The organism is Bacteroidales bacterium (assembly GCA_029210725.1).
Lineage (GTDB): Bacteria > Bacteroidota > Bacteroidia > Bacteroidales.
Genome location: JARGFM010000024.1, coordinates 18,975 through 32,275 on the forward strand (window position 1 = coordinate 18,975; position 13,301 = coordinate 32,275).

Sequence of the window (13,301 nt, forward strand, 5' to 3'; positions counted from 1 at the left end):
ACTAGTTTTCTGACTTCATTAAGGCTCCCAATTGAGGTGTAGTGAGAAATGTTGCATCGGGCCAGCGCTTCAGGATGCAACGCAGTAATTCTGACAGGGTTTTAAGTCCCGTGTCACGATTGGCAGCATTCAGGGATCCTATATAATTTACCCGATGAGTACCTATTATGGCCGGCTTGCGCTTATCGAAGGCTACCTGTATGTCTTTCAGGCAGGTATCAACCCAGTCCTTCCCTACCTGACTGGGTTCAAAAAAACAATTCCGGATAATATAATGGATACCGTTCTTCTCCTTCTGTCCCAGATAATGGTATTTTTTTCGAAACTTCCCCTTACCCAACGGTTCATTCTGAATCCTGGATACATAGCGGTATTTGATCTTATTCTCGGCAAGTGCCTGGTTTAATGAATTATGAAACATGCCGTTGGGTGGCACGAAGAATTCGGCCTCATACTGAAATAAATCCTTAAAAAGCTTTTGAGCTTCATGAATCACGTTCTTTAGATACCCGAGTTCCGAGAGATCATCAATGAGAAATGCAGCCTGATAATCCTCTCTGGGATAAGACTTTGGCACAAAACCCCAGAATCCTTCTTGAAATGCCAGGGTAGTCTGCTTTTCATCCATTCGAAGTGAATTCATCCAGGAAGTGACGTTGAGGTGTTCACGTCCATGCAGTTGTGGTACAAATACCCTGTTTTCAATGCCCTCCATCCAGAGCTCAAAAGCGTTTTCGGTCCCTTTATTACGCTTTAAGGTCTCTGTAAAAGGCTCAAAATGGTATTCCTGAAAATCAGCATCTTTAATCTTTTCAAAATCGGGATTTGCAACAATGCTCACCGGGGTAAAAACTGCAGGATTCCCATTGATATCTTTCACGGAAGAAAGTACTTCAAACAAGTATTCCAAATCCTGCCTGCTGGCCAGGGCATCATTCCTGTTATACCGTTCAGCATCGGCAGAGTCCAGATCCAGTCCCTGTTTTGTAAGCCTTTCATATGTTCCTCTTGAAGACATCCGAATACTTCCCCAGTCGTCTGATTCAAATACGACCACCGGCTTGTTGATTTTCCATCCTGGTATATCGGATAATCCTTTAAGCGCCATGGTAATGAAAGCAGGTCTGAGCATTAAATCACTTGCTATTTGTTAAAAAAGCCATTCTGCCAGTGGTATTCCCTGAACCAGTAGAGGCAGACCCAAACCGGGAGAAAACAACAAAGCATTGATAGTCTCTGATCCAACCCGGAAATTCACAGCAGCATAAAGCAGTAATGGGGCAAGCCCTAGCAAACTTAGAAGCCTCAGCCGTTTTTCACCCTCCTTGGCAAAGAGCATCACCAGATAGAAAGTGGTAAACAGGAAGAAGATTATTTGAAATCTGAATCCAAATGAGGGGATTGGTCTGCCAAAATTTACAAATGAGAGGAAGAGGAGTATGAAACTGAAGAGATTTCTCTCCTTCTCATCTGTCTGAACCTTTTTCCTTATCCAGAAAATGACAAACAGGGTAGCAAACAAAAAATAAAAGGCAAGATCATAGCTTAGAAATACGAACCAGGCAGTCTGCTCCTGGTTAAGTGCTACACCTGAGATATACCCCTCACTGGTATAACCGGAATACCGGTTTTCAATGGCTCCTCCAAAATACATGGAAAACCTGCTGAACACGGGCATCAGAAGATCCTGTAACAGATAAGATACAATCGCCAATGGTCCGTAAATCAAATCTCTGTTGCCAAGAAAAAAATAAATGAGCAGAACTACATTTGCAGTTAAGAAGCTCCAATGTATCAGTATGGAAAGCAAAGCCAGAAGCAAATATCTCTTATCCCGGTATAAGACCACATGTATTGCAGCATAGAAGAATATCCAGGCTGCAGTCCACATCCTTACACCGTTTACCGCTGTAATGGGCAGTATTATGATAAAGAAGACCAGGAAGATAAGGGTATTCCAGTTGGGATTCTCCCGATGAAATCCATGCAGCAGGTTGATTGATTTCAAATGAAAATATCCGAAAACAGATGCAAAAATTGCGAAAAGGATCCTGTAGTCAGAAGTAAATCGGGATACCAGGAAAACCATGAAAGAACTGTAAATATCAACCACATTCTCAGCATACAGGCCCCGCAGCTGATACAGGAAAACTCTGAGAGTTGATTCAGATGCCCGTTCCAGCTGAGTGACATAAGCAGCTGAATCCATATTCAGATTCCCGATGACAAAAGTCAGACCATAATAAACCAGAAACATGTACACAACTATCCTGGATTCTTTAAGCCTGTAATTGGCAATGGCTGCTATCAGAGACAGAAAGGGCCAGATCAGGAACAACACATACAGGTACTTACCTACTGAATCGGCAACCCTGGTGCGCTCGTTGAGCAAGCTTCCATATTTAGATATACCAATATTCATTCTACCAGATTCATAAAACTACTGGTCACCTTCCTGATGTCATAGCTATCCTTATCTATCAATCTTTGCCTTTTATAATTGCCCTCTAAAAACTCCTGCACAAGATCTTCGTCCAGCCTATGGGAAGAGATATTTAATACAGGTCTTCCAGAGAGTGCATAATCAATTAATTTACTGGGCACAGCCTCAATATTGGTTTGTGTATCATGAATGGTATCCACATTAACTAGAAAGCTTACCTTGCTCATTTCAAATATCAATGAAAGCCTGTCAATATAGCTTTTTAGCTGAAGTTTTTCACCTAAAACCTCTTTATATCTGAGAAACCACTCCTTCTGGCTTGTATATACGATGAAAATAAAATCGCCTGGATACCGGGAAAGGAATTCCAGGAATAGTGCCAGGTCTCTCTTGCCTGGAATAACCGATCCTGCAAAAATAAAAGAAGATATTTCATAGCTGGGCTTTCCATCGTATAACCGGATCTCTCTGAAGTTGAATCCCTGCGGGATCGTTCGCATTTTACTGCGAAACTCTTTATAAAACTGCGTTTGCATGTCATCAAAAGGAACCGTAATATAACTGCAATCCCTGCAAAAGCGCTTTTCCAGATACTTAAAATAGAAAGGTTTTCTTACACTGTCCAATCGGGCGAACATATAGGGATCTCCACAATCGGCCACCCAGGTGTTAGCAATTAGGTGATCTCTGGATCTTGCCTTGGTGACTCCCCAGTGGACGGGAAAAGGAACAGCAAAAGAAATCATCAAATCATATCCTCTTTCACTTTTCAGGGCCTCTCGAACCAGGTACATCTCTTCAATAGCGGGATACTCAAACAAAACTGCAAGGATTCTGAATATGGCTCTTGATAGGAAAGAAAGCAGAGGTAATTTCCAGATAGGAATGGAAGGGAAAGCAGGTTTTTTCCACATCCTGAAGGATATAGGAAACTCATGCAGAAAACCGGAATAGTCAAAATCCCTGTATTTCGAAACCACGCTTACTTCATGCCCCTGACGGTAAAACTCCTTTGCTAGTTCCGTTGCACGGAAACTCCTGGGAGATATTTCCGGATAGAAGGCACTTGACACCAGTAAAATCCTTCGTTTATCTTGTTTCTTTGCACTATTTCGCATCACGTCTGATTGCAATTCTTAGGTAACTTACAAATAGTATTGCCGCCAGGTAGGGCGAGAAATTATAGGCCCTTCCACTTATCAAATGATTACGTCTGCATCCCCCCAAATCCAATTTTGATATTCCAGCTTGCTTCTGGCTTACAATGGTATCCCTAAGCACTTTAAGAGATCTTGTTCTAATGGCAGAATACAGAGCAAGTAAAACAAACTGAACAATAGGCCCATTCAGGAATATTACCTGTTCATCCCTTAAAGACTCTAATTGTTGGAATTGTCTCAGGTTGCTTGCCGCAATATTAAAGCCATAGCGAACCCGGTCTGTATTAAATTGATTGGATCGCGTAGCTGAACCCCTTCTGGCATATGCCCTGTAAAGGATTTCACTGAAAAATAAGCAGCGACTGGCCATACAATGTATCCTGGCCAGAAATTCCACATCCTGATTCAGAACGATACCCGGCACGTAGAATAATTGATGCGTCTTTAAGAACTTTGTTTCATAAAGGATCCCAACGGAGGAATCCGCGATCAGTTCTTTTTGAGTGCGCATGAAGTGATAGGCCTCAATGCCTGTCAGCGGCTTTTCTCCCTCATTCTCAAATTTCTTTGTATGGTATACCCTTCCATGCTCATCAAGATACTCATAAGCAGGAATAATCAACTGTAATTTAGTCTGTTCAGCTATATTTAAAACCGATCCTAAGCTGTTTTCCCGGACGAGATCATCAGGATCCACAAACAGGATATATTTTCCGGATGCCTTATTCAATCCGGCGTTTCTTGCCATCGAGACACCCTGGTTTTCCTGATCAACCAGTATAATATTTTTGAATTCATCCTGAAGTTTTTGCACTACCTTCCTGCTATTGTCCGGCGATCCATCATTTACGCAGATAATTTCGTATGCCTCATGAGGGATATCCTGGCTCTCAAGACTGCGGATACACCTTTCCAGAAAAGTCTCCACATTATAGATTGGCAGTATTACAGATAATCTTAAACCCATTAGCTTCAAGCAGGTCTGAAGTCGGTCACTTACCTGGTTTATTGAGGGATTTATGCATAAATAATTGTATGCCTTTCAGGTTATAGATAAGAAGACTCAGGCTAACCCTGGTCTTAAAAGGGATCTTTGCTGTAAAAATGTATCTGATAAGGGAAAAGCCGAGCTTCTTCCTCAGGTAGTAATTATATACTCGCTGATTTTCAATATCCGAATTCACCGTCAGTTCAAAGTATCTCCACATCAGTCTGCTTATGGCATCCTTTTGCAGATACTGTCTGGCTAATTCACTTTGACCAGAACGCGCCAGATTCATGGTGTCTTCATATTTATAAATAGATTCACGCAGAAGGCGTGCATTATAGGTGGTCGTATTGCTGTTTTCACGCATTACGTAAAAGTACATGGCTTCGGATGTCCTGACATACTTTAAGGGTTTGAGTGCAAGACGCATATTTACATGGGTGTCCTGATGATATTGCCTGTCAGGGAATTGTACATCGTCAAATAATTCTGATCTGTAAAGCTTGGTGCAAAAACTGGACTTCATCTTGGAACTGAAAAACTGTTTCATCATGAAATCCCCATCTCCAACGGCCAACGGTTCTTCCTTTCCGCTTCTTACCCTTTGATTCCCCTTAATCCAGATATACTGGCACTCAACGATTTCGGCCTGGTTTTCCTCTGCCAGCTCATAAAGGGTGGAATACATGTGTCGGGCAATATGGTCATCTGCATCTACCCAGCCTATATATCTTCCTGTAACGGCTTTTATTCCCTCCCTACGTGCAGTTGTTGTCCCCCCATTCTCTTTATGGATAACCCTGATTCGTCTGTCCTTTCGGGCATATTCATCACAGATCGATCCGCTCGAATCCGTTGACCCATCATTAACCAGGATCATTTCGAAGCCCTTAAAGGTCTGAGCAAGAATTGAATCCAGGCAATCCGGCAAATACTGCTCCGCATTATAGATAGGAACAATTACGCTTATATCAGGTCCTTGTGACATACAATGATTTAGTTTTTTCTTTATCTGTCTGATCTTCTGGCATCACGTATTGATTTGATCTTATCTAAAGCAATCGTCCTGATTTCCATATAAGGAGCCAGCTGCAATAGCTTGCCCAAGCCCAATACCAGCAAGATACCAAGAGCAATTTGCAATAGCAGTTTGACAAGATATCCCACAGGCAGCTGCCATCCTGCAACAAATACAATTGCTCCCACTGTCAGTGCAAACAATAAATAAGGAAGGATGTCCGAAAGTTGCTCTTTTATGGAATAGTTTATCAAACGACCGGAATAATAACTATTGAAGTAGTAGGAAATCAACGCATTTGCCCACATACCAAGGATTAGTACCTCTATTCCATATAGTACGCCTAGAACAATAAAGGGAACTGCTAGGACCTTTTTTATTATCCCTACCCTCAGGACAAGATCCGAACGGCCCAGAACTTTGAGCATATTAAGATTCAATTGCTGCAAGGGAAATAACATGGCCGGGAAGCACAGAAGTTGCAGGTAAATGATTGACTGCCTCCATTTCTCCCCGATAAGCGTCACTACCAAAGGTTCGGCAATGGCAGCCATCAAAACCAGAATTACCATGCTCATGAACATGAGATTTGTAATCAGTTTCTTGTATCCTGCCTTTAATTGATACTTATTGTCCTGCATGTTTGCCAGCACCGGAAAAGTCACCCTCGTCATGATGTTATTTAAGCTCGAGGAAGGCATATTTGCGAAAGATTGTGCCCGGGAATAATAACCAAGTTGTTCAGCTGAGAAGTATTTACCAATGACCAGATAATAAATATTGCTATAAACCGTGTCAATCAATGAACTTATCAATATCTTGCTTCCAAAACCGAACAACTCTTTAAAGGATTTTTTGCTGAAAATTAAACTCGGCATCCAGCGGTTCCATATCCAGAGCAATGAAGATCTGATCAGGGACCCGGACAATGCGCGCCCTACCAGGCTCCACACCCCGAAGCCGTATAAGGCCATGACTATTCCAATAACACCGGATAACACTCCTGATATAATTACAATTCTGGCCTGTAATTTGAAATCAATCCTTTTTGTCAAAGTCGTTGTCTGGATCAGAGTCAGGGACCTTAAAAACAAGCTAAGTGAAAGGACCCGCAATATCCAGACAAGTTCCGGCTCACCGTAGAAATTGCTTATGGGTACGGCGGAAAAGTAAATGAGCAGGTATAAGACCGTGCCCATGATAATATTGTAGAAGAAGACTGTTGAGTAGTCTTCCTGCGTACAGTCATTTTTCCTAATTAATGCTGAAGAAAAACCGCTGTGAATAAAAGTTGTGGAGATGGAGATGAAAATGGTAATCATTCCCACAAGTCCGAACTCTTTCGGAGTGATCAGTCTTGCAAGAACAATTCCCACGATGAAGTGAATGCCGTAGTTTGCAAAACTGTCCACTGCACTCCAAAATATGCCTGAAACGGTTTTTTCTTTTAGCGACATATCTGATTAAACAGAAGACCTAACATATAATAAACTGGATGATTTGAAGGTTTTACCCTTAAAATAAAAGATCAGATTGCTTCTGTTTTCAGTGGAGTACCATTTTCTGATTTGGATGCCTTCTTTTTGTCTTTTGCCTGATTGGGATTAGATTTATTCTTATATTCATATTTGTATTTATAAGAATAACTATATCTTCTTCCCCCGGTCCTTATATCGTTTAGCAGAAGACTGACATTTTTGATCTTATGGAATTCCATTTCACTCAGCGTTCCTCGTAAAGCTCGCTTATCCGTAAGACCGTGCCTTACCGGCAAAAGAACTACATCAGCCCGGGACGCAATTGGGTAAATATCGGCTACGATGCCTATGGGAGGACTATCCACTATGATGCAGTCATACTTCTCCTTTAAAACCTCTATCGATTCCAGAGCTTTTTTTGATCCTACCAGCTCACCGGGATTTGGTGGTATGGGGCCGGCAGGAATAATATGCAAGTTTTCATAACCTGTATCATAGATGACATCTTCCAAATCATTCTTCCCGATGAAATAACTGGTTATCCCTATATCCGTTGAGATACTAAAACTTTTCTTCAATGTGGGCCTTCTTAAATCCAGTCCAATGAGAAGAGTTTTCTTACCTGAAAGGCTATATGCAGAGGCCAGATTTACCGAACAGAATGATTTACCCTCACTAGGGATGGATGATGTCAATACGATCAAAGGACATTTTGAATCCTGAGTATAAAAATCCAGCCGGGTGCGCAAACTCCTGAAAGCTTCAGAAATATTGGAAGTAGGCTCTGTAAGAACTACGGTATTATAACTAATACGACTGTGCGGTAAATAAGCAACCACTGGTAATTTTGTGATGGCTTCCAGATCTTCCTCGGTAACAACCCTGTTCTGGAATAGATTCGTGATAAGAATTCCAAGAGTGGGTATTGCCAGTGTAAGTGCTATAGCCAGGACAATAACCATGTGTTGATCCGGACTGATCGGACCGGTTGCTCTTGCAGGATCCACCAGCTCATAATCCGGAGTACTAGATGCGCTTTGGATCTGAGCCTCTGCTCTTCGCTGTAAAAGTAAAGTATAAAGCACATTATTCAGATTGAATCTTCGTTCGAATCCCAGAAGTTGTCTCTCTTTTTCAGGTAACCTTGATGCTCGCTGATCCAGTTCCCAGATTTGACGGTTATTTTCATCAATGGCCATCTCATTGGCCCTTCGGTTGCTTGATATAATCTGCCAAATATTCTTTTTCGTATTTTCAATCCTCATTTCAAGCTGTCCCTGAAGGGGATTTCGATCCCCGATACCACTACTCAGGAATTCTGCCTGTAATCCTGCCATATCCTGCATTAGCGCAATCAACATCTGATCATCGATTCCAATTGCAGCTGGCATAACAGCTGACTCAGTGTACTCATCACTTTCCAGATACTCTTCCAGATAATTGTAATAATTCCTTTCCAGATTCAGCCTCGCCTTCTCATTTTCAAGTGTAAGCACCTGACTTACAATTTGCTGACTCTGGGCTGACACGTCCATAATCCTATTCCTGGAACGGAACTCCTGTAATTCGGTTTCCGTTAGAGTCAATGAGTCTGACACGGATACCAATTGCGAATTAATAAAGTCTATTATACGTTTTGCCTCCAGGTTCTTCTTCTCCAGATTATCATTTATGAAGATTTCTGTTAGTTTGTTAAGAAATACAATATCCTTGATCCTGTTAGGCCCTTGTAGTGAAATATTGATTATGCTTCCCTCCCTGGTTTGATTTCTAATCTGCAACCTGGACATATACTTTTGTGTCAATTGATCCTTATTCAAAAACTGAATATAGATTTTTGAACCTGACTTATATTCACTCTCCAATTCAGACTGAGGTTCAATAATAAAAGACCCCTCATCAAATTGAATTTCTTGGCTAAAGAACAATATGGTGTCCATTTTCGAGCCATAAGCAGATAAGGAAGTCAACCTAAATCGATTACTGTCGAGATATTTAAATTCGAAAGTGTTATTATAGGGCAAGCCATCTTCCCCTTCCGTTATTCTGAGCGGGCTTAACGGATAATAAGAAGCCTGGCTCATTAATCCTTTGCGGTAAACATCGATTTCAAATGGCAACTCATCAACCGTCTTCCTTATCATATTGTATGAGGAAAGAATGATGATCTGATTTTCCAGATTTTGTAATCCGGGTCGCAATTCAAATCCTTGAAGAATATCCTCTCCAGGACTACGTTCCTGGTCAACCATTATTCTCGCTGAAATCAAATAATTCGGGATTGTTGTCTTTAAATAAAGGATTGCGCCAATGACAGAAATAATCAGGAAAATGAGATATAAATACCAGTTTCGAAGCATGGCATATAATACTCTGCGTATGTTGATTAAATCAATCCCGGTCTTTGTTGGGTTATACTGAGTTGTCGTATTATTCATGAATTAATTCTGTTGGATATATATAAGGTTTTGAACTAAAATAAAGAGAGATAATGTAGCTGTTATTGACGATAATACAAATGTCCAGGGAAACGAATTGATTGAAAAATATCTCCCCTTCTTCGGCTTCACATACAATACATCATTAGGCTGAACATAGTAATACTCGGAATCTATTATGTTCCTATCCGTAAGATCAAATTCCACAATATCCGAAGTATCTTCTCCTTGCCTGATGATCGCAACACGATAACGGTCCCCAAATTCTGATATATCACCAGCCATAGCCAAAGCCTGGAAAATGTTTAACCTATCTTTGTAAACAGGATATAGGCCTGGAGCTTCAACTTCACCAAGAATTGCAATATTATTATTGACCAGCCTGACGATTAGAGAGGGATCCCTAACGTAATCGCGGAGTTCTGACTCGATAACTTCCTTTACTTCATTGATAGTCAAGCCTCTGACCTCAACAAGTCCAATATAGGGCAGGTCAATAGTACCATTTGGCTGTACAGAATATGAGGATAATTGAATAGCTGCCTCACTCATTCCCATACCAACTCCAGAACTTTCAGGATTAAATATAGCCGACCATTGAGGATCCGGGGTGGAGATACGAATATAGAGGTTATCATTTGTTTGAATCAAGTAGTCTGAAGGGGGAGTGTAAGCAAACAGGTTCTCTTTATCATCATATTGCTGTAGATAAGTTGTTTCCTTGGTATGAACACAACTTACTGCAGATACAATCAGCAATACAGTAAAGAACGGAATTAGTGATCGGGTCAACAATCCTTTAGGGTTTTGGTCGAACTTCATGAAATGTTTTAGTTATCAGTTTCTTAAATATATCTTGTGTTCGAAATAACTCATATAATATAATCCTCTATTTATCAAAAAATGACACTTCGAACTCTTATAACTATTTGAATGTCAATGTAAAGAATATTCTACTTATATTAGCTGCAACCACACAAACTGAAAAGAAGAATCAAAAATTTACCTTTAAAACCAAACTTATCGATTTTCACTGTCATGTTGATGATTTAACTCAAGTTTTTATCAGAGAGTTGCAAACACACTAGTTAAGCGATGGCTCAAGGAAAAAAACATGCCATGCAAATTGCATGAGAGCGAGGTATTGACCATTGTAATCTATTTTCATTTAATATGTTACAAAGACTTCAAATATTACTATCTGTTGAAAGTAGCCGGCGAGAACACTCAAATCGGGTAATGAAGCAACTTGCAACCAATTGACAATGCAGCATTGGCTGGTTCTTTGGAATTAAGCTTCATTGTGTGATCAACAATCGGGGAGAAATCCTTGTCTTTGTGCATTTTCCGGAAAAGCCTTCCTCGAACCTGGAGGTGGTTGATATCTCAATGGAATTATCTTGTTCCCTTTATGTCGAACTCATGCTAAATAAATAAATTCTGCACAAAAGAAAATATATAACTAACTCAATATCCGATACAGCTTCGCCCTCTCGGTCCCATTTTTTCACTCAGCAAACCGGGCTGCTCGTATTTCGATATAAACGTAAATATAGTTAGATAGTTTCAAGAAGTTCTGGTTCTAAAGTTCCTGTTTGACCAACTGGATTTTTACTGAAGTCTACTGGTATAAAGCTATCGTCAAGTACTATCAATGCCTTCGTAAACCGGAACAAAAAACTCACCCATCATTTCTCTGAATTCGTCAAAAAGTGCGCACACAATGTTCAACAAAAACCCTCACTTCTCCTTAAGATACTCCACCAGAAACTCACTCAAATCTACCATGTGCAACTGCTGGGGAATATCCAGGTATGATTCAAATTGAACTCTTTCATTACTCAGATAAAAATGCAAGCCATCAATAGTATGGACGGCCTCTACCTGATGAAAAGGAAGTCCTATGTTTACTCTTTTCCCGGTACCTGAGAAAAACGCGTCATCCGTGTAGGCATAAAACAAATAAACAAAGGGCTGTATGTAGCCAGCATACCCACATAGAACCAGCAGTCTTTCATCCTCCATATAGGTAGCCCCGGTGACCAGCCCCTGGATATTAAAACTCTCTCTTTTCCTGGCCATATGAATGCCAGGAGTCTTGGGTAAGACGTACTGGGTGGTAAGGCCGGAGAGCCATTGCTTGCTGAATAGGTAGATACTATCGGAACCCACTACAAATGCTTCGCAGTCAAATTCGGTCTGATTTAATCCACTGGAAACCAGACTTTCTTGATCGCTATAAGTAAAGCTGATGCTATCGATGGAAGGCGATCCGGAGCTCATGGAGGCTAATTCCACACGAAGTATATTCAGATTGTCTCTGTACCCCATGTTATTGCCGAAATCACCCACATAAATAAATTCATCGTCCCGGTCAATTTCTTCCCAATCCTGGTTGACCACCCCTGGCAGCATATAATTGCCAACGATCTCGGCTGTACCGGGGTTTAGCTGGTACAGTCTGGTATCCGTATCGTCATTATGGGTCCATAAATATCCGTCCCAATGCATTAATCCTGAAGTCTCACTAAGCTGCCTATCCAGGTCAAGGGTCCAGGAAGGCTCTACCTGGGGAATCTGGTAGATGCAGCTATGATCATCCTGGGTGGCTTCCCTGTCATAATTGATGGCCAGGGGATCGGTACAGCCCGGTTGACCCGAGGTGCAAGATACTTGCGAATACAGAATAAGCAGCAGAAGATATTCAGGAAGGAGATATTTCATCAGGGCAATTCTATGTATTTCTTCATTCCATCAGTGAACCAGACTTGATAGGCGCCAATTTCATCCCCGTAAATGAAATAAGCATCCACCCCTTTCTGATCCCTGACAAAATCCCTGGCCTTTTCCAGGCCCAGGACCATACAGGCCGTTGCATAGGCATCGGCCGTCATGCATTCATCGGCTAAAATAGTCACGCTGAGCAGGCTGGAAGCCTCCGGATAACCGGTCAACGGATCAATGGAGTGGGTGATCTTTACCCCCTCCTTTTCATAAAATTTCCGGTAGTTGCCCGAGGTAGCCAGGGAACGGTTGTGCATGGAAATGATTACCTGCAGCTGTTCCCCGGGGATCATGTTCCCGAATTCGGGACGATCCACTCCGATTCTCCAGAAATTACCTTTCTCATTAACACCCCTGGTACGGATCTCCCCCCCGATCTCCACCATATAGTTCTTACATCCCAGGCCCTCCAGGTAGGCGGAGACCACATCCACCGCGTAACCCTGGGCAATGGCATTTACATTCAGTTTCACGTGAGGATTCGCCTTACGAACCTGATCTCCATAGAGAAAAACCTTATCCATGCCCACATACTGCAGCAGACTATCCACCAGAGCACTGTCCAGGTCCTGCTTCTCACCCGGGCCAAAACCCCAGGCATCGATCAGGGGAGCCAGGGTAATGTCAAAGGCCCCCCCGGTGACCTGGTAAACCCTTCCCGATTCACGAAAAACGGTACGGAACAGGGAATCGGTCTTTACCCCAGTTTCGTTTCTGTTGATGGCACTGATGATGCTGGTACTGTCATAGGAGTTCAGAGAAGCATCGAATACTTTCAGGACCGAGTCAATCTGCTCCTTCAGATTCTGCTCCCCGGGGTGCTGGCAGGTAAGGTGATAGGTGGTTCCCTGGGTAAAGCCCTGCAGATATAGGTACTCCGCATCTGAGGCGGGATTGCAGGAGCTGGGCCAGGCCAGGCCAGCCAGCAGTACCAGTAATATAAAGGGTCCGGATTTCATGGGAGGGGTCCAGGTCTCATCGCTCTTTCAAAA

Annotated in this window: 10 protein-coding genes; all 10 read right to left on the minus strand. The window is 42.0% G+C overall.

Annotation, left to right across the window (positions count from 1 at the left end; translation table 11 throughout):
- Position 1 precedes the first annotated feature (1 nt).
- The 10 genes from P1P86_12700 to P1P86_12745 all read right to left on the minus strand — a co-directional run bounded on the left by P1P86_12700 (position 2) and on the right by P1P86_12745 (position 13,268).
- Entirely contained in the window at positions 2-1,132 is a 1,131-nt protein-coding gene (locus tag P1P86_12700) for a hypothetical protein (GenBank protein ID MDF1576039.1), read from the minus strand.
- A gap of 18 nt (positions 1,133-1,150) precedes the next feature.
- Complete coding sequence (locus tag P1P86_12705) at positions 1,151-2,422, minus strand: EpsG family protein (protein ID MDF1576040.1); 1,272 nt, start codon at positions 2,420-2,422, stop codon at positions 1,151-1,153.
- The gene (locus P1P86_12710; GenBank protein MDF1576041.1) at positions 2,419-3,516 is read right to left on the minus strand and encodes a hypothetical protein; all 1,098 of its coding nucleotides are present in this window, start codon (positions 3,514-3,516) and stop codon (positions 2,419-2,421) included. The genes P1P86_12705 and P1P86_12710 overlap by 4 nt, the downstream gene beginning before the upstream one ends.
- 34 nt (positions 3,517-3,550) lie before the next feature.
- Positions 3,551-4,570, minus strand: a complete 1,020-nt coding sequence (locus P1P86_12715) for a glycosyltransferase (GenBank protein ID MDF1576042.1) — start codon at positions 4,568-4,570, stop codon at positions 3,551-3,553.
- A gap of 25 nt (positions 4,571-4,595) precedes the next feature.
- Positions 4,596-5,579, minus strand: a complete 984-nt coding sequence (locus P1P86_12720; protein ID MDF1576043.1) for a glycosyltransferase — start codon at positions 5,577-5,579, stop codon at positions 4,596-4,598.
- 20 nt (positions 5,580-5,599) lie between these two features.
- Complete coding sequence (locus P1P86_12725) at positions 5,600-7,066, minus strand: lipopolysaccharide biosynthesis protein (GenBank protein ID MDF1576044.1); 1,467 nt, start codon at positions 7,064-7,066, stop codon at positions 5,600-5,602.
- A gap of 71 nt (positions 7,067-7,137) precedes the next feature.
- Complete coding sequence (locus P1P86_12730; GenBank protein ID MDF1576045.1) at positions 7,138-9,525, minus strand: polysaccharide biosynthesis tyrosine autokinase; 2,388 nt, start codon at positions 9,523-9,525, stop codon at positions 7,138-7,140.
- Between the two features lie 3 nt (positions 9,526-9,528).
- Complete coding sequence (locus P1P86_12735) at positions 9,529-10,347, minus strand: polysaccharide export protein (GenBank protein MDF1576046.1); 819 nt, start codon at positions 10,345-10,347, stop codon at positions 9,529-9,531.
- Between the two features lie 918 nt (positions 10,348-11,265).
- Positions 11,266-12,249, minus strand: coding sequence for a hypothetical protein (locus P1P86_12740; protein ID MDF1576047.1), 984 nt, complete (start codon positions 12,247-12,249; stop codon positions 11,266-11,268).
- The gene (locus tag P1P86_12745; GenBank protein ID MDF1576048.1) at positions 12,249-13,268 is read right to left on the minus strand and encodes an FAD:protein FMN transferase; all 1,020 of its coding nucleotides are present in this window, start codon (positions 13,266-13,268) and stop codon (positions 12,249-12,251) included. The genes P1P86_12740 and P1P86_12745 overlap by 1 nt, the downstream gene beginning before the upstream one ends.
- Between the last annotated feature and the right edge of the window lie 33 nt (positions 13,269-13,301).

Bases quoted from the DNA above. Each gene is read 5' to 3' on its own strand.
- P1P86_12715 (MDF1576042.1), bottom strand. From the start codon at position 4,570: ATGGGTTTAAGATTATCTGTAATACTGCCAATCTATAATGTGGAGACT.
- P1P86_12705 (MDF1576040.1), bottom strand. From the start codon at position 2,422: ATGAATATTGGTATATCTAAATATGGAAGCTTGCTCAACGAGCGCACC.
- P1P86_12725 (MDF1576044.1), bottom strand. From the start codon at position 7,066: ATGTCGCTAAAAGAAAAAACCGTTTCAGGCATATTTTGGAGTGCAGTG.
- P1P86_12700 (MDF1576039.1), bottom strand. From the start codon at position 1,132: ATGCTCAGACCTGCTTTCATTACCATGGCGCTTAAAGGATTATCCGAT.
- P1P86_12720 (MDF1576043.1), bottom strand. From the start codon at position 5,579: ATGTCACAAGGACCTGATATAAGCGTAATTGTTCCTATCTATAATGCG.
- P1P86_12745 (MDF1576048.1), bottom strand. From the start codon at position 13,268: ATGAAATCCGGACCCTTTATATTACTGGTACTGCTGGCTGGCCTGGCC.
- P1P86_12730 (MDF1576045.1), bottom strand. From the start codon at position 9,525: ATGAATAATACGACAACTCAGTATAACCCAACAAAGACCGGGATTGAT.
- P1P86_12735 (MDF1576046.1), bottom strand. From the start codon at position 10,347: ATGAAGTTCGACCAAAACCCTAAAGGATTGTTGACCCGATCACTAATT.
- P1P86_12740 (MDF1576047.1), bottom strand. From the start codon at position 12,249: ATGAAATATCTCCTTCCTGAATATCTTCTGCTGCTTATTCTGTATTCG.